This window comes from Pseudomonas sp. B6001 (assembly GCF_013386015.1).
Classification (GTDB): Bacteria; Pseudomonadota; Gammaproteobacteria; order Pseudomonadales; family Pseudomonadaceae; genus Aquipseudomonas.
Genome location: NZ_JACAOX010000004.1, coordinates 109,927 through 128,220, shown reverse-complemented (window position 1 = coordinate 128,220; position 18,294 = coordinate 109,927). Strand labels below are relative to the sequence as shown.

The window sequence follows — 18,294 nt, the reverse complement described above, 5'->3', positions numbered from 1 at the left end:
CGCGGCGCTCTCAGGTTTTTCGCGAGCAAGCCCGCTCCCACATAAAGCGGCGGAGGCAGCTCCCTTTACTTACTTTGGGCTGGGCCGGCATTCCGGCTTTTCCAAAGTGACTCGCTGTAAGAGCGAAACCATAAGTCGCCGTTACCCAAATAACGGATATACCCCCCAAAAAAGCTACCCCCCACAATTCCCACCAATCACCTCCCCCGCAAACGCCTTACGCACAAACGGCGTCGAGTCCACGAGCGAACCATTGACCGTAGCGGAGTGATCCAGCTCAGGATAAAAATGCCATTCAATCCGGTCCCCGACCTTGCACGCATCCCTGACCAGCGCCTTTTGCCCAGGCACAAACACATCCTGATCCCGCCCCCCCGTACCGACAAAAACCGGAATATCCGTCTTCAACGTCGGATACGCCGACTCACGATAAACCTTGTCGAGCGCCTCTTTCGGCGACCGCTTGAAACTGTCATTGAAGCTGAGCCCATCAGCCATCACCCGCTGCTCAATGGCATGCAAACAATCCCGCTGGCTGCTCTCAAACGCAGGCACTGCACGCTCGCTCAAGTAATCCGCAGCCACAAACCCAGGATCAAACAACGTGACAGTACTCAGCCGCAGCAAGTTATAGGCAAAGGTCGGCACCACCGAACTGCGGGCCTTTTCCAACTCGGCACTGTCTCCCGTTTTATGGGTGGCCGCGTAAGGCGTACCGGTCGCCACCACCCCCACGATATCCAACTCGGGCGCATAGTCTTTCGCATAGACCGCCGTGGCAAACGCAGCACGGCCACCCTGTGACTGCCCAAACACCACCACACGTTTGGAGAGTTCGAAACCACCCGCCCCTACCGCGCGAATGCTGTCGAGCACCCCATAGGCCAGCGGACTGGTCAGCCCATACGGATGCAGGCCAGGCGTCCCAAGCCCCTGGTAATCGGTAGCGACAATCGCGTAGCCCTGAGCCAGCCAATAATTGAGATAGCGCGTATCCCGAGGGCTGCGACCGGCGAACGACGGCGCGCAGATATCGGCACTCCCCACCGTGCCGTGGGCCCACGCCATCAGCGGCCAGCCACCCGGCGGCGGTGTGCCCTTGGGCAGGAACAGCGCACCGGAAACGACAATCCGTTTATGGGTATCGAGACCGTCGGTGGACGTGTACAGGATGCGAATATTCTGCCCCGCCTCGGCCAGGCTTTGCTGTTCGGTCAACGGCTCGCTGCGCAGCATCCGCCCGGGTGACGCGGGCACCTTGTCCGCCCAGGTATAGAACGCGGGAACACCACCATCACCGACGGGCGTTTGCGCAGCACTCACACCACTGCATCCCGCCAGCAACACCGCCAGCGCAAGCGATAACCGACGCGACATCACCAGCCCTCTTTCAACATCCGCAATTCAAGGTACTGCAACAACATGATGGTCTTGCCGTCGACGATCTCGGCACTGTCCACCATACCCAGGGCCTCCTCGAATCCCAACTCCAGCACTTCGATATCCTCACCTTCATCCTCCAGCCCACCGCCATCACTGACTCGGTCGCCAGGCTGATATTCGCCGATGAAAAAGTGAATGCGCTCGGTCACCGAGCCCGGGCTCATGAAGGCCGAATAGATCTTTTCTACATGGCCCACACGGTAGCCCGTCTCTTCTTCCGCCTCCAGGCGAATGCGTTCCTCGGGGCTGGCGTTGTCCAGCAGGCCGGCGGCAGACTCGATCAGGTAACCGTGGTAGCCGTTAACGTAGGTAGGCATGCGGAACTGGCGAATCAGCAACACCGTGCGCCGCTCGCGGTTGTACAGCAGGATCGTCGCGCCATTGCCCCGGTCATAGATCTCCCGGGTCTGGGACTGCCAACTGCCGTCGCGGCGGCGCAGGTCAAAGGTGTACTTTTTCAGCACATACCAATTATCCGAGAGCAGTTCTTCGGCGTGGATGCGGACGGGACTGTTTTCCATGGCAGGACCTTTTTGTCTTGTGTTATTCAGCATGTCGTGCAAAATCGTGCACAGTCAAGAAAAAACATGCAGGAAGCTTCCGATGCTGACCCAACAACGTAAACAACACCTGCTGGATACGCTGCGCCGCGACGGCCGGCTGATTGCCAAGGAGTTGAGCCAGGCACTGGAGGTTTCCGAGGACACGATTCGGCGTGACCTGCGGGAAATGGCCAAGGAAGGTTTGCTGCTGCGGGTGCACGGCGGCGCCTTGCCGGCATCCCCCGCGATGGCTGATTTTTCGGTACGGGAACACTTGGTACCCGAGGAAAAAATCGCCATTGGCCGGACGGCTGCACAACTTGTGCAGCCCGGCCAGGTGGTGTTTATCGATGGCGGTACCACGTGCCTGCAACTGGCCCATCACTTGCCGGCGGACCTGAATGCCACCGTGGTCACCCACAGTCCGTCGATTGCCATGGCCCTGGTGGATCATCCGCAGATTGAAGTGATCATGCTCGGCGGGCGGCTGTTTCGCCACTCACTGGTGGGGGTGGGGGCGGCCACGCTGGAGGCCATCGGCCGGGTCAATGCCGACCTGTATTTCATGGGGGTGTGCAGCGTGCACCCGAATGCCGGCCTGTCTACCGGCGACTATGAAGAGGCAGTGGTCAAGCGCGCGTTGTGTCACGCGGCCGCAGAAACCATCGTGCTGGCCACCTCGGAAAAGCTCAACACCGCGTCGCCCTACCAGGTGGTGGAGCTGGCACACGTCAGCGCGATCGTCGCATTGGCCAGTACGCCGCGTGCCCTGCTGCAACCCTATGAAGCTCAGGGCCTGACGCTTTACCTGGCGTGACCGTCAACAGTCCTTGATGGCTTGCCATAACGCGGCGACTTGCACAGCGTCCGAGGCGTTGACCCGCGCCAGGTCAACCGGATACTCGACCCCCGGATTTTCCGCGAACCGCGTGGCGGTGAACTGGCCGTTGCTGGCACGCAGGATATAGCCGCTGTCCTGGCACGCTGCCGAAGCCAGGAAGATCACCCCAGGCGTGACCCATTCCGGCTTGAGGTTGTGCGGCTCGCCGGTCACGCCCCACATGCGGGTCTTGGCCACGGGTGAGATGGCATTGACCAGGATCCCGGCCTCCGCCCCTTCCCCGCTCAAGGCATTCATGATCCCCAGTTGCGCGATCTTCCCCGCGCTGTAGGCCGCCAGGCCGGGCTGGACGTAGCGCGTGTACATCGCACGGTCGGAGGTGGTCAGCACAATGCGGGGTGCGGCAGATCGCGTGAGGTGCTGCCACGCGTGTTTGCACAGCCAGATCGGTGCATAGACATTGACGCCCATGGCCCGCCGGATGAAAGCCTCGTCGGCGGCCTCGATGGGCTGATAGCCGACCCAGCCAGCATTGTGGATCAGGATATCGAGCTGCCCGAAATGCGTGATGGCGCACTCGATCAGCGCTCGACACCCCGCTTCGCCGGACAGGTCACCCGCGTGGCCAACCACCCGCAGGCCTTCACCCTGCAGCGCCAGCGCGGTCGCCTGTACCACCTGGGGATCAGCCCCATCGCCGAGGGTGTCGGCACCGATATCACTGATTACCACCTGCGCGCCGAGTCGCGCCAACTCGCGCGCATAGCTGAACCCCAAGCCACGGGCGGCACCGGTCACGATTGCGGTTTTACCTGTAAAGTCCATCGTCGCGTTCTCCTGATAGGCACTCCACCCTAACAACCCGTGGCCGTCCTGTTTAATACTGAAAAACAGCGATATTGATACCTGCGCCGTATCAAGCCCCACACCGCCATCTACCTGAAGGAACAGCCCAGATGATCGAAACCCGCCTGTTGCGCCAGTTCGTTGCCGTTGCCGAAGCGCTGCACTTTCACCAGGCCGCGGAGCGCCTGCATATGGCGCAGCCAGCGTTGAGCCAGGCGATCAATCGCCTGGAGGCAAAGTTGGGGTTTGCCCTGCTGCAGCGTGACCGACGTGGCGTGAAGCTGCTGCCAGCCGGGGCGGCGTTTCTTCAGACGGCCTACACCGTCCTCGGGCAATTGCAGCAAGGCATTGAGCAAGCCCGGCAGGTGTCCCAGGGAACCGCCGGCACGCTCACCATCACCTCGGTGTCGATCACCGGCTATCCGTGGTTGCTGGATACCCTCAGGCAGTTTCGCCTGGCGTTCCCCAGGGTTCAGTTGGTGATCAAGGAAATGCCCTCTGCCAACCAGGCCAAGGCCTTGTTGAGTGGTGATACCGATATCGCTTTTTTGCGCTACCTGCCAGGCCAGGCAGATAACATCGAATCCCGGCTGCTGCTGGATGAACCGATCCTGCTGGCGCTGCCCGCAGACCATCCGAATGCGGATGACGTCGCTATCGAGCTGAAGGACTTTGCCGGCGCCGATTTTGTGTTCACGCCCCAGGCATTGGGCAGTGGCTATCACCACCAGTTGATCGCTTTATGCGAGGCCGCGGGCTTCTCTCCAAGGGTGGTCCAGGAAGCCGATCAATTACCCACCCTGATTGGCCTGGTGGCGTGCGGGTTTGGTGTGGCGCTGGTGCCGCAGTCCATTGCCCGTTCGATGCCCCGTGACAAGGTGGCGTTTGTGCCCCTCACCGCCGCGTCCTCCAGCATCGGGCTCTACCTCAACTGGAACACCAGCAATTCTTCCCCCTTGGCCGGTCACTTCTTTTCTGTGCTGGATGAGGCGATGTAATACTTTGCAAGCAATGTCCGGTGACGACCGTCTGAATATTTCCTGCGCGGCCAGGGCATCTGTTAAAACCCGTGCTTCGCCTGTGTCCTGGAACCTTCATGTCTTCACGTTTTCTGTCCCGTCTCGGCCTGCGCTGGTTTCCCCTGCTGTGCATGGCCGCCCTGATCATCGGCCTGCCCGTGGGTTGCGCCGTGCTGCAACACAAGGAACGCGAGTTGCTGTTTCGCGTGGAGCCAGGCACTGCCAGCTGGTACAGCGGGTTGCCGCGTGATGTGCAGGAATTCGACCTGAAACCCGCGAGTTTCAAGGCAGGGCAGAATATTCATGGCTGGTGGTGGCCAGCGGCACAGAAGGACGCGCCGGCAATTCTCTACCTGCACGGCGTGCGCTGGAACCTCACTGGCCAACTGTTTCGCATCGAACAGCTGCGGGCCCTGGGCTTTTCCGTACTGGCCATCGACTACCGCGGCTTCGGCCAGAGTCGAGGCGACCTGCCGTCGGAAACCAGCGTGTACGAAGACGCGCGCATTGCCTGGGAACGCTTCCAGGTGCTGCAACCCGACCCCGCCAAGCGCCTCATCTACGGGCACTCCCTGGGTGGCGCGGTGGCCATCGACCTCGCGGTGGAACTGGGCAAGCAGGCAGCGAACAATCAGGTGCCGCCGCCAGTGCGCGGACTGGTCATCGAGTCCACCTTTACTTCCCTGGCAGATGTGGCCACGGCGGTAGCCAATACGTCATTGCCGGTGCGCTGGCTGCTGTCGCAGAAGTTCGATTCCATTGACAAGATCGCTGATATCCACATGCCGCTGCTGGTGGTTCACGGGCTCGCCGATGCCTTCGTGCCACCGCGCTTCAGCCAGCAACTGTTTGACGCCGCCCAACAGCCGAAACACCTGTTGCTGGTACCCGGTGCCACTCATAACGACAGCATGCGACTGGCCGGCAGCAGTTATCGCCAGGCGTTGGACAGCCTGATGCAATCGAAGCGCGCCACTCAGGTTGCCGGGCCCTCCACCGGGCGCCCAAACGACTCGTAAATCTGCATTTCGGCACCGGTTTCGCCGGTGCCTGTCAAGGCGCAAAGCCTGCCCATGCTGGCCATAAACAGTGACTGATCAAATATTAACCGCAGGTTAAATCGCCATACCCGCCGGGCTCAAGCGAAGTTATCCACAGAGATACCCACGGTTTTCGTGGACAACTCTTTTTACTTTTTTACGATTTTTTTGCTCAGTAATGCCCTGTTGGAAAGCTTGGCGGCAGCAAAATCTCCTGCATCACCTCGCGAATCGAAACCATGGGGTTTGGTACCGGACCGGGTGTGGTTTTTCCATGGTGCTCAGCTCACTCGGCAGGGCATCACCGACACCCCAACCCATTGCGTTTGCGCCTAATGCTGATTAATCTCGCATAAACACGCATCAACGAGCAAAAACATGCATAACACCCATGCTGCCATCGACCTGCCCTCCCTGCGCAAACAGAAAATCCTGTTGCTGCTGGAGCGCGACGGTAAAGTCACTGCCTCGGAGTTGGTGGAGCATTTCGCCGTTTCCCAGGACACCATTCGCCGCGACCTTGGCGAACTCGCCTCCGCCGGTCTGCTGCAGCGCGTGCATGGAGGTGCGCTGCCACGGCCCAAGGACACCGGCAAGGATTTCTTCACCCGGTTTGGCGAAACCACCGCGACCAAACGCCACCTGGCGCAACTCGCCGCCGATCGCGTGGAGGACGGCCAGATCGTGCTGTTCGACTCCGGTACCACCACCCTGCAAATCGCCCAGTCACTACCGCATTCCATCAAGCTGACCGCCGTCACGCACTCACCGATGATTGCCATCGCGTTGTCCGAACATCCCAATGTGACGGTGATCCTTGCCGGTGGCCAACTCAACCCGGTGACCATGGCCGCCAGCGGGCATGAAGCATTGCGGCTGATCCAGGGCATCAAGGCCGACCTGCTGTTCACGGGTGTGTGCGCACTGCATCCACAGGTCGGTATCAGCTCGTTGCACTTCGAGGAAGTGGCGGTGAAACAGGCTATGCTCGACAGCGCCTCCCACGTGGTGGCCGTCACCCTGGCCGACAAGCTGGGCGCCGTGGAGCCATTTGTGGTGGCGCCGTGCAGCCGCATTCATACCCTGATTACCGAGTGGCACGTGCCGCCGGGCAGCGTCGAGGCTTATGAATGCCTGGGGCTGGAGGTGATGCAAGTGGATGCCTGAGGGGCGAGCATCGCTTGGAGGGCAAGCGCATCGACCAGCGCATGACCGCTGGCCGTATTATCGAAAATACACCAGGTCGGAATGCCCTCCTCCAGGGAGGCTCTCAATACCTCGGCCAGCGCGCACAAACGCTCGGTTTCGTAAGCGCTGTGATAGATACGCGGCGAACCATGCAGGCGCCAATAACGCACACCTTGCCAGCCTTTCGGTGCATCCCCATCAGCGATCACCGGCGGGTCGGCGGCGACCCGTCCTATCTGGTAATCCCGCAATAGCCCGTCGGCCTGCGCCCAACTGGCGTGCCGCGGTTCAAGCACCACAGGACCAGGGAAGCGTTGACGCAAGGCTGTGAAAAAGCCGCCGGCAATGATCGGGTCGTAGCTTAAAGAAGGCGGCAATTGCACCAGCAGGCAGCCCAGGCGGTCGCCCAATTGCAGGCACTGTGCAAGGAACTCATCCAATGCCGTATCGCAGTCCCGCAGACGTAATTCATGGGTGATGTGCCGTGGCAGCTTGACCGAAAAACCAAAGCCCGACGGCACTGACTGCGCCCATCGTGCGTAGGTCTGCGGGCGATGGGGGCGGTAGAAGGAGCTGTTGATTTCAACCGCATTCAAGCACGCGGCATAACGTTGCAGATGGGTGCCCTGCCGGGGAAACCGTGGCCATTGCTCACGAGGCAGGCTCCAACCTGCACAACCGAGAAAAATCGGCATCAGAACAACACCGACGCCGCATCCCTCATGAAAATCTCCACCGTCTTCGGCCCGACGCCCTCGAACGCATTCAAGCGTTTTTCAAACTCCCCACGGTCGGCACTGGCATCGTGGATATGGCTGATCTTGCCCGCGTACTCCGCATTCAACTTGCTGCTGAGGTCGAGCAGGCGTTGCGCGGTGCTTTCGTCGTAACGCACGTAATGCGCCTCACCGAGCATGGCCACCAGTTCGCGAGAGGTGCAGTGTTGCAGTTTGCGCGGAGTGTCCCGGCCATGCTTCACCACAATCACCTGATAGGCCTGCGCCGCGATCTGCGCCTGAATGCGCTTGCCCATCAGGAAGCTGGCGACAAACCACTTGAACAGTGCGTTGTCATCACCGGGCTTGAGCTCAATACCCAGTTCCCCGGCGCTGATGGATCGACCCATGACTGCCTCCGTTCTTCACTGACCCAGCTTGCGCTCGGCCTTCGCGGCTTGCTCGTTGATCTGCTCGGTTTGCCGTTGTGTGTCCTTGATGGACGTCGGCGTGATCACCTTATCAACGGTTTCAGTCTTGGGGTTTGGGCGCTGCAAGGAACTGTCCTTCTCGTCAAGCTGGCGACCTTTCTGCGCCTGTTCGGAGCTGATTGCATTAGGGGTTTTGTCAGTGGTTTTTTCAGTGCCCATGGTGATTCTCCTGCTGTTAAAAGATCAGGCTCCAGCGCGGAGCCGTTATGCAGCAGAGCCCATGATTTTTTGATAGTTCAAGGGAATTGCGTGGGCTGCGGCCCGGAGAAATAAGCGCAAATTAATTTAAACCTTTTGCTCAGGCACCCGCTCAACAGTCAGGTAACGGCATCGCGCCACTCTTCAGGAGAAGCATCATGAAGCACTTGCTGATGAAACAAATGGGACTGACCTTCGCGCTGGCCGCAGGCTCGATTGGCGTGGCCATGGCGGCCACCTCCAACGACTTCGTGGACGCCGCCGCCCAAGGCGGAATTACCGAAGTCGAGGCTGGCAAACTGGCGTTGGAAAAGAGCGGCGCCGCCGATATCAAGGCGTTTGCCCAGCACATGATCACCGACCATACCAAGGCCAACCAGGAGCTGACCGCCCTGGCGACGAAGCTCGACATCAAGGTGCCGGACGACGCCAGCCTGACCGACAAGGCCAAGAAAATGATCCTGGAGATTCGTGATGAGTCTTTCGACAAGGCTTACGCCAACAACCAGGTGAAGGCCCACGAAGACACCGTGGCCCTGTTCAAAAAAGAAGCCGCCTCCTCGGATAACGCCGAACTGAAGGCTTTTGCCGAGAAGACCCTGCCGACTCTCGAAACCCATCTGAAGATGGCCAAGGAGTTGCAGTCCCAACACGCCAATTAATCATTGACCCACTCAGGAGACACTCGACCATGAGTTCGCAACTGCACGGCAAGAAGATTCTGATCATCACCTCCAACACTGGCATCGAGCGCGACGAGTTGCTCAAGCCGCTGGAAGCCCTGCGTGGCTTTGGCGCCACGGTCACCCACGGCTCCAGCAAAGGTGGCAGCACCCAGACCTTTCTCAAGGACACCGAGAAAGACAGGACGGTAGAGTCCGACGCCAAGCTCTCGGACCTGCACGGCAGTGACTTCGATGCACTGGTCATCCCCGGGGGCACCGTCAATGCCGACACCTTGCGTCAGGACGCGGATGCCTTGCGGCTGATCAATGATTTCGTCAAGGCCGGGAAAACTGTCGCCGCCATCTGCCATGGCCCTTGGGCCCTGATTGATGCCGGCGTGATCGGCGGCAAGACCCTCACCTCCTACAAAAGCGTGCGCATTGACCTGATCAATGCCGGCGCAGCAAACTGGGTGGATACGCAGGTGAAGGAATGCCCGGCCAATGGCTGGACCCTGATAACCTCGCGCACGCCCGACGATTTGCCGGCGTTCAACGAGGCCATTGCCAAGACACTGGCGGCCTGACGCCCGCCAATGCAAACAGGCGCCCTCGGGCGCCTGTTTTTTTCGATTCTGTCTTAGCCTTTGCCATGCTCAGTGGCATGTGTCGCCCGGTTCACACCCTTGGGTCCAAACAGCGCCCAGAGGATCAGCCCCAACAGCGGCATGAAGATCAGTACCACCAGCCATAAACCCTTGGTCTCCCAGCCACTGCCACTGCGCAGAACGCTGTTGATCGCCCACAGTTCCAGCAGCACCAGAATCACCGCCAAGCCAATCCAGACATATTCGATTTGCATGATTCATCCTCCTGAGGTCGTATGCGTTAGGTCAAGCAACGTGCCCGAGGGTTCATTAAAATTGCAACGGATGGCTCTCGCCCAACGGTTGCGGCACACGGGCCGTAACCTTCTAGACTCAAATGGACACTACCTTTTACCCCTCGGAGGCCCGGGATGACCGAGCACATCATCCACTTTCACTGCCAGATCGATCAGGGCACCACCGAGCGCTTTCGTGATTGCTGCCTGGACGCGATCGAGCAAGGCGCCAGTTCGTTGCTGTTGAACCTGTCGACCACCGGCGGCAGCACCAATTTCGGTTTTACCCTCTACACCTTCCTCAAGTCCCTGCCGGTGCCGTTGTGTGCGATCAATGCGGGCAATATCGAGTCCATGGGCATCATCATGTTCCTGGCGGCAAACCGCCGGATCACCACGCCACACTCGCGCTTCCTGATCCATCCGATGAACTGGTACTTCAACCAGAACTCGGTAGACCACCAGCGCCTGCGGGAATACCTGTCGAGCCTGGACAACGACCTGGCGCGCTACGTGAAAATCTACGAACTGGAAACCGCCAGCGCCGAAACCCACCTGGATATTTTCAAGTGCCTCTCGGCCGAGGAAAAAGTCATCGCCGCCCACGAGTCACTGGCCTACGGGATTGCCCATGAGGTCGAGCAGATCGTGTTTGCCGACGACATCAAGCACTGGAAAGTCAGCGGCGGCTAGGCATGGTTTAATGCATGCCAGCCGCCACTGGACCGTGCAACCTGCACGACCAGCGTCGATATTTATTCGATATAAACTATTGATTTATAAGCCAATAAATATTCCGCTCAACTTGGTACAACTCATGCTGTAGAGGTCTGGACAGGCGGGCAATTCGACCCGCCCTTTCGCTACCCGTGAGGTGTCACCCATGAATGCCATTGATCTTCTCAAGGCCGACCACGAACGCGTCAAAGCCATCCTGAATCAACTCAGTGAATCGACCGAGCGCGGCGTAAAGAAGCGCACTGAGCTCCTGGCCAAGCTGGAAATGGAAATCAGCCTTCACACCCGCCTTGAGGAAGAAATCCTCTACCCGGCTTTTCGCAAGGCCGGCGGCAAGGATCAGGAAATCATGTACCACGAGGCCAAGGAAGAACATCGCACTGTCGACTCCCTCGTCCTTCCGGACCTGAAGCAGACTTCGCCCTCCACCACCGAGTTTTCCGGCCGGGTGAAAGTCGTCAAGGAACTGTTGGAGCACCATATCGAGGAAGAGGAAAGCGAGATGTTCCCACAGGCCAGGAAGCTGTTGGGCAAGGCCTTGCTGGAAGAGCTGGGCGCGGAGATGGAAGCGATGAAAGCCGCGCACAAGAAAGCACCCGGCGCGAAGCCAATGGCGGCTTGATGTCCATTCGTCGCATGCCTGGAAACTATTTCAAACTTTGAATTGGCTGGAGGATTCCCAATTAGGCAACACCATTGATTCGCTCATCATTGAGGGTTTTCAAAATGGCTAATAGTGGAAAAACTACCCCAGGTGCTGGTCACAAAGACCAGAAAGACACAAACCGTAAAAGCGGCGGCCAGGGTTCAGGCGGCAACTTCGCCAATGACCGCGAGAAGGCTTCTGAAGCGGGCAAAAAAGGCGGGGCTCATAGCCACGCCCCAGGCTCCAAGAAGTCTTGATTGAGGCGTCGCCGAAGCCTGGATGTGCTCCGGGCTTCGGTCCCCATCGCCAAGAGGGATTGAGTCATGAAGACCAGCATTTCCCAAAGGATCGTACTTGTCGTCAGCCTGGCGCTCGTTCTGTATGCCCCCGCCTACGCAGCCTTCGGCGACAACACTGCCCCCGAGGCGCCCGCCCTGAGCGGCAACAGCGCTCCTGGCTCGGCACTGCCGCCCGGCACCTATCCCAGCAGCCCGTCCGGGGCTGACAGCAGTGGCAACAAGGACGCTGAAACGAAAGCACCTGCACCGTCTAAAACCGTGAAGAGCACGCGCCATAAAGGCACCTCGACCCAGCATCCCGGTACCAAGACCGGCAAAAAGGCCGTGCCAGAATCGGGCAGTTGACCGATTAGTTCTCGCTGGGGCCGCCGATAAAGTCCAGGCGCAGGTTCATCCACTGCCGAACGATTTCCCGGGCTGCTTGCCTGGCATCAGCAGCAGAGAAGCCGCGCTCGCGTTGCAGCCAGTCACTCGTCGCTTGCCGTGCGGGCTCAATGGCGGCCAGCGCTTGCTGACGTTGCCTGGCAGGCCACTGTTTATCCGCGCCCCAGTTGTGCAGGGCTGATTCCGGGTCCTGGGCCTGCGCTGCGGTGCCTGGCTGGAGAAACAGCCGAGGCGACGCGGTGGCCTTGAGGGAAAGCGTGTTCCAGTCGGCGTAGCTGGCAAAGCGGATGGTGCCTTCGTTCTGCGATGCAGTGGACAAAGGCTCGGTAAACGAATCGTCCAACCGCTTCCACGCCGGCTGTGCAAACAGATCACCCTGAGGGGCACAAATCGGCGCAAAGCTGTCGCGGGTGGAGCCGTACAACGACCCGAACGACTCATACGCGACCTCACCCTGCCGGCTGAAAACGAAACAGTGCACATACGGGCGTTGGTCGGCGTACATCTCATACTGTTGGCGCTCGATCATCATGCGCAGCAAGGTCAACATCACCCGGTCACGGCTGACAGCAGGATCATTCTGCAGGTCCTGCCAGATCGACCAGGGAAAACTGTCTTCCTTGAGTGCTATGAGAACCTGCTTGCGATTCTCCTCGGCCTCATTCTCCGTAACGCCACTGTCAGGTTCAAAACGCTGCAGGTAGACCAGCCAGGAGGCGGCCAGATCGTTCATCGGGTAGCGCCGAAGCCCTTCAGCTGCCTGGGCCGGATGGTACGGAATACTGGCAATGATTGCGTCAAGGGCTGCGGTGTCTTTGTGGGTGATGGTTCCCACCTCGACCACTCTCTGGCTCAGTTGGGATTGCAGGCAGCCGGGCAATTGTTCGGGGGTACCGGCACACGCGTTGCGAGTCTGCAACCACGTGCGCTGGCCACGGCGCAATTCGTCGCGCTGGTCGGGTGCCAGTTTGGCCATTGCCTGGCTGTAGTACAGGCCCAGCGTAGTGTCGAGTTCGCTTAATTCAGGGCTGGCGCAAATGGACTTTTCCACCGTGGTGGACGCCTTTTTACAATCGAAGGACGCGCCACTGGCAGGCATCGCTGCGCCTATCAGCGCGCCAGCGAGCAACAACATTGGGTAGGCAGAATGAATACGGCGGGCCATGGCTTTCCTTGGGTGAGTTCCTTTCAAGGCGCTCATTGTGCCGACGCGATTGCCAATGTCCAGCCTGTCGGCACAGTACTACGAAGCACTGGCCATGGAGGGGCGATCACTTGCCAGTTCACGTTCAATCTGTTCGATGCTGGGCAGGCTGGTTTGCAGCTCTGCCGGCAGGGATTCCACCAGCTGATACTCGGCAACCCCAATAGGACGGGAGCTGTCACGCAGAGCGTATTCGGCCACTACTTCGTTCTTGCTCTTGCACAGCAGCAGGCCGATGGTGGGGCTGTCCTGCGGGTGCTTGAGCTGGGCGTCTACCGCAGCGAGGTAAAAGCCCAACTGCCCCAGATGGTCGGGTTTGAATTTACCGGCCTTGAGTTCGATCACCACGTAGCACCTCAGCTTGAGGTGATAAAACAGCAGGTCGACGAAAAACTCCTCGCCCCCTACGTCCAGCAATACTTGCCGTCCCACGAAGGCAAAACCGGCGCCCAGCTCCAGCAGAAAATCGGTGACATGTTTGACCAGGGCGTTTTCGATTTCACGCTCCTGCGCGTCAAGGGACAGGCCCAGGAAGTCGAAACGGTAAGGATCTTTAAGTGATTCGCGAGCCAGGTCGGATTGCGCCTTGGGCAGCAGTCCGTCAAAGTTGCTGACCGCGTTGCCGCTGCGTTCCAGCAGGCGACCTTCGATTTGCATCACCAGGATGTTGCGCGACCAGTTGTGTTCGATGGCCTGTGCAATGTACCAGCGACGGGTTTCGGGGCCGGGCAACCTGTCCAGCAACACCAGATTATGGCCCCAAGGCAATTGTGCAGCAGCCTGTTGCACAAATTCGGAATCCGGCCACGCCTCCGCAAATGCACGCATGTACTTCAGGTTACGCGGCGAAAAACCTTTCATCTCCGGAAACGCTGAACGCAAATCCTGCGCCAGCCGCTCAATCACCTTGGTCCCCCAGCCCTGCCGTGCCTGCCGGGTCAGAATATCCTGGCCGATTTGCCAATACAGCAACACCAACTCGCGGTTTACCGCCAGGGTGGCACGTTGCTGGGCGCAGTGGATTCGACTCTTGAGATCAGTCAGCCAGTCGCTGTATCCCTCGGGTGGTGTGTTCAGGCTATCGGGGGTCTCACTCATTCCTTTTCCCTCGTGGGTTGGGCAGGCGGCCGATAGTAGCGAGGGAAAAATGCGTAATGGGCCAGCAGAATGCTTTCGATACAAATCAACTGGAACCGTACCTTCAGGCGCATCAAGGGGTGCCTCAACATGCGTGCTGTGGTCAAATGAGCCGGTCACTTCCATGGTTATTCCCGATCTATGAACGCCACACCCACCGACGACAGCCAGGCATCCACCGGGGACCGCATTCTGTTCCTGCTCAAGACCCGTGGCCCGCTGAAAACCACGGACCTGGCTGCACTGCTGGAAATCACCTCCGAAGCCGCCCGCCAGCAAATCCAGAAGTTGCAGGTCGCGCAGTTGATCGTCGGTGTATCGGCCCCCATCTCGGGTGCCGGCCGGCCCTCGTTGAAGTGGACATTGACCGAAACCGCCCAAAGCAAATTCCCCGATTCCCACAGCGTACTGACGTTGCACCTGATCGAGTCCATTGAAGGAATTTTTGGCAGCGAAGGCGTGGAAAAAGTCATCGCCAGCATGGAAGCGACGGCCAGGCACGAATACACCCAGGCCTGCTCCGCCGCGTCGACCTTGCGGGAGAAAGTCGAGATCCTGGTACAGATTCGCGAACGCGCCGGGTACATGGCGCAGATGGAGCCGCTGGACGATGGCTGGCTGCTGGTGGAGAACCACTGCCCGATCTGCGTCGCCGCCCGTAAATGCCAGGGGTTCTGCCGCTCGGAACTGCAGATCTTCCAGGCAGCCCTGGGCGATGAGAATGTGGTGGAGCGGCGCGAGCATTTGATTTCCGGGGACCGGCGCTGCGCCTACAGCATCCAGCCCCGCCGCCTGTAAGAAAGAGGCTGCGATGGGCTGCGCAGCAACCGCAATTCCAGCGCCGCAGTGTCCCGGATACACCAACGGTTCAGGATTCACGAGCGCTGCGCAGTCCATCGCAGCCTAAGCCTCACGCCGTACTCAAGCCCATTGCAGGAAGGACAGATTCCGGTGTAGTGGCGCAATGCCCACCAATCATATAACCAAGAGAGATCTTGGATAATACGTTGAGCGCTTTGAATTACACAAGCCAATACTTTTTACGGTGCCGTAAACAGCCTAAACCCTGACCCCCAGCATGCCGCTGGTAATGATGATCGTGACTATGGCGCCCATGCCGATCACCAGCCAGGTCAACAGCGAACTGCGTGACTCGCTGACATTGTGATTACGCAATACACCTCGCAAACCACAACCCAGATGCCCAATCAGCAGGAACACCGCCAGCGAGTAATGCGGCAGCAGCCGAATGCTCCATGGATCCGCCAATAACCCTACGGGCTCGGCCACGGCCCAGGCGTAATCGGTGTCGGTGCCGAAGTAACGCGCCAGGGTAAACACCGAGTTGATATGGGACGCGATAAACAGCGAGAGATAGGTGCCGGAGGCGGTCTGTAACGCGTCCAGCAGGTCGGCACGCGTGACGGTCTTCGGGCGAATCAACACCAGCCCGCTGAGAATCTGAAAGAAAAACGTGACAATGATCACCGGCTCCAGCCAGCCATTGCGATACACCCGTCGCAGCACGTCCATCACCGACTTATGCACATCGGTACCCAGTACACCCAGGAGGTGGTTGAACAGGTGCGGCGCGAGAAACACCAACAGGATCGCCACCGAGGCGATGCCGTGGGCGACACGCAGCTTGATATAGGTCTTGTCCAAGGTCACCAGGCTGGTGCTCGGGCCCGTTGACGACACCATCGCAAAAAAGCCCGCCAGCGCCAGCCACAGCCCGCTCCATACCGCGATGTCGTGGCCCTCGATTTTCATCAGGTACAGCAAGACGCCCATAAGCGTGTACGCAGGAGGCGCAGCCACCGCCAGGCACGACAAGCGTCGCGCCAGGACCAGGCGTGCGCTCATGACCGGTTGAACACCGGTGACATACACACAGGCAAACGCCAACAGCGGCACCGCATAGGCACTCAGGATCAGCGCCAGGACGACCGGGGTGCCGGCGCCTGCCACATGCGCCTGGTTACTCCACGCCAGCGCCCACGGATAATACAGCGCCGCGGCGAACGGCAGCAGCCACAGCCATTCCAGCCAGGGTTTGATAGCTTTGCTTAACATATTGATTTCCCGGTGATAAATATCACCCGGATAGTGCCCAGCCATCGCCACCCGCGACAATTAGGCACCCAGGCAAAAGCCTTTTACCCAATGGTCATGCCTGGAAGGCTTGCACCATGTAGTCGACGAACAGCTTGACTCGCAGCGGTATCTTGTCGCGCTGCCGATAGCAGATGTAATGCCCCCTGCCCCGCGCCTGCGCCGCATAACCCGGCAGCAAAACGATCAAACGCTGTTGCGCGATCCAGTGCTGCGCCTGATAGCCGGCCAGCTGTGCCACACCACCGCCGGCTACGGCCGCGAGCGCCACTAGCTCCGGGTCATTGAACAACTGGCTGTAAGGCAACGGCAGCCGTATGAACTGCCCGTCGACTTCAAACTCCCACACATGCGGCTTGCCCGACTGCGCCAGGCGAAAGGCGATAGTCTTGTGCGCCGCAAGGTCTTCCAGGGTCTGCGGGTAGCCGGCTGAGTGCAGGTACTCAGGCGCGGCGCAGGTGACGAAACTCATCGGCGCCAGTTGCCTGGCGATCACATCGGCGTCCTCCAGCCGCCCGTTGCGAATCGCGACATCCACGCGACCTTCGGCGAAATCCACATGGCGATCATTCAGATCAAATTCGAGGGTGATGTCCGGGTGGGACTTACAGAACCCAGGCAACAGCGGCGCAATGCACTTGCGCCCAAAACCCACGGTAGAGCTTACGCGCACTACGCCGGACGGCGACTGGGTAGCGTGTTTCAGCGCTTCGGTCGTGCGCAACAGATGCTCGACACTGGGCAGGCACTCTTGAAAAAACCGGCGCCCTTCCTGCGTGACCGCTACGCTGTGGGTCGTGCGTTCCAGCAGCTTGATCGCCAGTTGGGTTTCCAGGCGGGTAATGCTGCGACTCACCGAAGGCACTGAAATGCCCAGGTCGCGTGCTGCCTCGCTGAAGCTTTCGCTGGCCGCGACTTTCATGAAGGCGATGACGCCGGCGAAGTTTTTTCCGATGGACATCGGTGAGGTTTCCTTGAAGGGCGCACGCCAAAAGCATCGACAGTACCCAACCGCAAACCCAAGCGCCCTAGCCAATCCGACGGTTTTTCGGTAGGCCAAACTGCGGCTTTACAGCCCTTTTGATCTGGCACAAAATCCCTCCTTATCTAGAAAATATCGGGATCGCGCCATGCTTGAACACCCATCGATTAAGTTTGGCGCGGCCCCCGTGCAAGGTTTGGTCCGGGAGTATTTTCCCGGCTTGCGTGAACCTCACGTTCACCCGGAACACGCGCAAATCATGTACGCCATCAAAGGTTCGATGACGGTACTGACGGCCGAAGGCATCTGGGTTCTGCCACCGCAGCGGGCGCTCTGGATTCCGCCAGGTGTCAGCCACACCTTCAAGCATTCGCGTCAGGTGTCGATGCGTACCGTATATGTGCGTCAGGGCGCGGCCAGCATTCCACCGTGGGCCCGCTGCGCAGTGTTAAATGTCGGGACGCTGGTGCGCGAGCTGATCCTGGCCTGCGCGCAACTGCCAGGCGAGTACCCCGAGCACAGCCGCGAAAGCCGCCTGGGCACCGTGCTGCTGGACCACCTGGCATTGCTTGAGCAAGACGCCTTTTACCTGCCTGAACCCTCGGATAAACGCGCGGTGCGCGCCGCCAACCTGATCAAGCAAAACCCCAACGACACTCGGCCGCTCAAGGAAATCGCCTTCGAGGTAGGCGCCAGTGCACGCACCCTGGAGCGGCTGTTTGCTGCCCAGACCCGCATGGGCTTCGGCGCCTGGCGCCAACGCTTGCGGATGATGGTGGCCCTGGAAAACCTCGCGGCGGGGGAAAGCGTCAGCAGCACCGCCGCCGCGATTGGCTACGAAAGCTCCAGCAGCTTTATCGCCGTGTTCCGCTCGGTGTTCGGTTGCAGCCCGGCCAGGTATTTCGCCCAGCGTTGAG

At 59.6% G+C, this 18,294-nt stretch carries 22 protein-coding genes and 1 pseudogene; 12 read left to right on the top strand and 11 right to left on the bottom strand.

All coding sequences use genetic code 11. The annotated features are described in order from the left end of the window. Positions 1-174: 174 nt before the first annotated feature. Both HX821_RS06695 and nudK read right to left on the bottom strand, forming a co-directional pair. A complete protein-coding gene (locus HX821_RS06695; RefSeq protein WP_177035460.1) occupies positions 175-1,377 on the bottom strand; it encodes a lipase family protein in 1,203 nt (400 codons plus the stop codon). Then, positions 1,377-1,964, bottom strand: a complete 588-nt coding sequence (gene nudK, locus HX821_RS06690) for a GDP-mannose pyrophosphatase NudK (RefSeq protein ID WP_003207421.1) — start codon at positions 1,962-1,964, stop codon at positions 1,377-1,379. The genes HX821_RS06695 and nudK overlap by 1 nt, the downstream gene beginning before the upstream one ends. A gap of 82 nt (positions 1,965-2,046) precedes the next feature. On the opposite strand from nudK, the gene HX821_RS06685 reads away from it, so the two are divergent. Beyond that, positions 2,047-2,802 carry a DeoR/GlpR family DNA-binding transcription regulator gene (locus HX821_RS06685; protein WP_003207418.1) on the top strand — a complete coding sequence of 252 codons (756 nt, stop codon included), beginning with the start codon at positions 2,047-2,049 and terminating at the stop codon, positions 2,800-2,802. A gap of 3 nt (positions 2,803-2,805) precedes the next feature. On the opposite strand, the gene HX821_RS06680 is transcribed toward HX821_RS06685, so the two are convergent. Beyond that, positions 2,806-3,651 carry an SDR family NAD(P)-dependent oxidoreductase gene (locus HX821_RS06680; protein WP_177035459.1) on the bottom strand — a complete coding sequence of 282 codons (846 nt, stop codon included), beginning with the start codon at positions 3,649-3,651 and terminating at the stop codon, positions 2,806-2,808. A gap of 131 nt (positions 3,652-3,782) precedes the next feature. Between HX821_RS06680 and HX821_RS06675 the strand changes: the two genes are divergently transcribed. From HX821_RS06675 to HX821_RS06665, 3 genes are all read left to right on the top strand, one after another. Next, positions 3,783-4,670: a LysR family transcriptional regulator gene (locus tag HX821_RS06675; RefSeq protein ID WP_177035458.1), complete on the top strand. Its 888-nt coding sequence runs from the start codon at positions 3,783-3,785 to the stop codon at positions 4,668-4,670. Between the two features lie 98 nt (positions 4,671-4,768). Next, complete coding sequence (locus tag HX821_RS06670; protein WP_003207412.1) at positions 4,769-5,710, top strand: alpha/beta hydrolase; 942 nt, start codon at positions 4,769-4,771, stop codon at positions 5,708-5,710. 399 nt (positions 5,711-6,109) lie between these two features. Then, entirely contained in the window at positions 6,110-6,898 is a 789-nt protein-coding gene (locus HX821_RS06665; RefSeq protein WP_003207411.1) for a DeoR/GlpR family DNA-binding transcription regulator, read from the top strand. On the opposite strand, the gene HX821_RS06660 is transcribed toward HX821_RS06665, so the two are convergent. Genes HX821_RS06660 through HX821_RS06650 form a run of 3 tightly spaced genes read right to left on the bottom strand, consistent with a single transcriptional unit; the run spans position 6,856 to position 8,285 of the window. Further along, positions 6,856-7,614 (bottom strand): DUF72 domain-containing protein, encoded by a 759-nt coding sequence (locus HX821_RS06660; RefSeq protein WP_177035457.1) that lies wholly within the window; start codon positions 7,612-7,614, stop codon positions 6,856-6,858. The two genes, HX821_RS06665 and HX821_RS06660, sit on opposite strands and share 43 nt — an antisense overlap. Continuing rightward, positions 7,614-8,045, bottom strand: a complete 432-nt coding sequence (locus tag HX821_RS06655) for a hypothetical protein (RefSeq protein WP_008435015.1) — start codon at positions 8,043-8,045, stop codon at positions 7,614-7,616. Before HX821_RS06655 ends, HX821_RS06660 begins: the two co-directional genes overlap by 1 nt. Positions 8,046-8,060: 15 nt before the next feature. After that, a complete protein-coding gene (locus HX821_RS06650) occupies positions 8,061-8,285 on the bottom strand; it encodes a hypothetical protein (protein WP_087692412.1) in 225 nt (74 codons plus the stop codon). Between the two features lie 197 nt (positions 8,286-8,482). On the opposite strand from HX821_RS06650, the gene HX821_RS06645 reads away from it, so the two are divergent. Continuing rightward, entirely contained in the window at positions 8,483-8,986 is a 504-nt protein-coding gene (locus HX821_RS06645) for a DUF4142 domain-containing protein (protein ID WP_177035456.1), read from the top strand. Between the two features lie 29 nt (positions 8,987-9,015). Continuing rightward, positions 9,016-9,576, top strand: a complete 561-nt coding sequence (locus HX821_RS06640; RefSeq protein ID WP_177035455.1) for a type 1 glutamine amidotransferase domain-containing protein — start codon at positions 9,016-9,018, stop codon at positions 9,574-9,576. Positions 9,577-9,629: 53 nt separating this feature from the next. Here HX821_RS06640 and HX821_RS06635 read toward each other — a convergent pair whose 3' ends face one another. Continuing rightward, complete coding sequence (locus HX821_RS06635; protein ID WP_003207401.1) at positions 9,630-9,851, bottom strand: PLD nuclease N-terminal domain-containing protein; 222 nt, start codon at positions 9,849-9,851, stop codon at positions 9,630-9,632. A gap of 156 nt (positions 9,852-10,007) precedes the next feature. On the opposite strand from HX821_RS06635, the gene HX821_RS06630 reads away from it, so the two are divergent. From HX821_RS06630 to HX821_RS06615, 4 genes and pseudogenes are all read left to right on the top strand, one after another. Further along, complete coding sequence (locus HX821_RS06630; RefSeq protein WP_102368860.1) at positions 10,008-10,565, top strand: ATP-dependent Clp protease proteolytic subunit; 558 nt, start codon at positions 10,008-10,010, stop codon at positions 10,563-10,565. A 190-nt stretch (positions 10,566-10,755) separates the two neighbouring features. Further along, positions 10,756-11,232, top strand: a complete 477-nt coding sequence (locus HX821_RS06625; RefSeq protein ID WP_008435010.1) for a hemerythrin domain-containing protein — start codon at positions 10,756-10,758, stop codon at positions 11,230-11,232. A 167-nt stretch (positions 11,233-11,399) separates the two neighbouring features. Continuing rightward, a pseudogene (locus HX821_RS31735) lies at positions 11,400-11,513 on the top strand (general stress protein); the annotation flags it as partial. 66 nt (positions 11,514-11,579) lie between these two features. After that, on the top strand, positions 11,580-11,900 hold the full coding sequence (locus HX821_RS06615; RefSeq protein WP_087692413.1) for a hypothetical protein: 321 nt from the start codon (positions 11,580-11,582) through the stop codon (positions 11,898-11,900). Between the two features lie 4 nt (positions 11,901-11,904). On the opposite strand, the gene HX821_RS06610 is transcribed toward HX821_RS06615, so the two are convergent. Beyond that, positions 11,905-13,104: a lysozyme inhibitor LprI family protein gene (locus HX821_RS06610; protein ID WP_177035454.1), complete on the bottom strand. Its 1,200-nt coding sequence runs from the start codon at positions 13,102-13,104 to the stop codon at positions 11,905-11,907. A gap of 78 nt (positions 13,105-13,182) precedes the next feature. After that, positions 13,183-14,241 (bottom strand): YhcG family protein, encoded by a 1,059-nt coding sequence (locus HX821_RS06605; RefSeq protein WP_087692415.1) that lies wholly within the window; start codon positions 14,239-14,241, stop codon positions 13,183-13,185. Between the two features lie 180 nt (positions 14,242-14,421). Between HX821_RS06605 and HX821_RS06600 the strand changes: the two genes are divergently transcribed. Further along, positions 14,422-15,078: a metalloregulator ArsR/SmtB family transcription factor gene (locus tag HX821_RS06600; protein ID WP_003207391.1), complete on the top strand. Its 657-nt coding sequence runs from the start codon at positions 14,422-14,424 to the stop codon at positions 15,076-15,078. Between the two features lie 261 nt (positions 15,079-15,339). Here HX821_RS06600 and HX821_RS06595 read toward each other — a convergent pair whose 3' ends face one another. After that, positions 15,340-16,356: a hypothetical protein gene (locus tag HX821_RS06595; RefSeq protein WP_087692417.1), complete on the bottom strand. Its 1,017-nt coding sequence runs from the start codon at positions 16,354-16,356 to the stop codon at positions 15,340-15,342. A 94-nt stretch (positions 16,357-16,450) separates the two neighbouring features. After that, complete coding sequence (locus HX821_RS06590) at positions 16,451-17,356, bottom strand: LysR family transcriptional regulator (protein WP_003207388.1); 906 nt, start codon at positions 17,354-17,356, stop codon at positions 16,451-16,453. 241 nt (positions 17,357-17,597) lie between these two features. Between HX821_RS06590 and HX821_RS06585 the strand changes: the two genes are divergently transcribed. Beyond that, the gene (locus HX821_RS06585; RefSeq protein ID WP_177035453.1) at positions 17,598-18,293 is read left to right on the top strand and encodes a helix-turn-helix transcriptional regulator; all 696 of its coding nucleotides are present in this window, start codon (positions 17,598-17,600) and stop codon (positions 18,291-18,293) included. Position 18,294 lies beyond the last annotated feature (1 nt).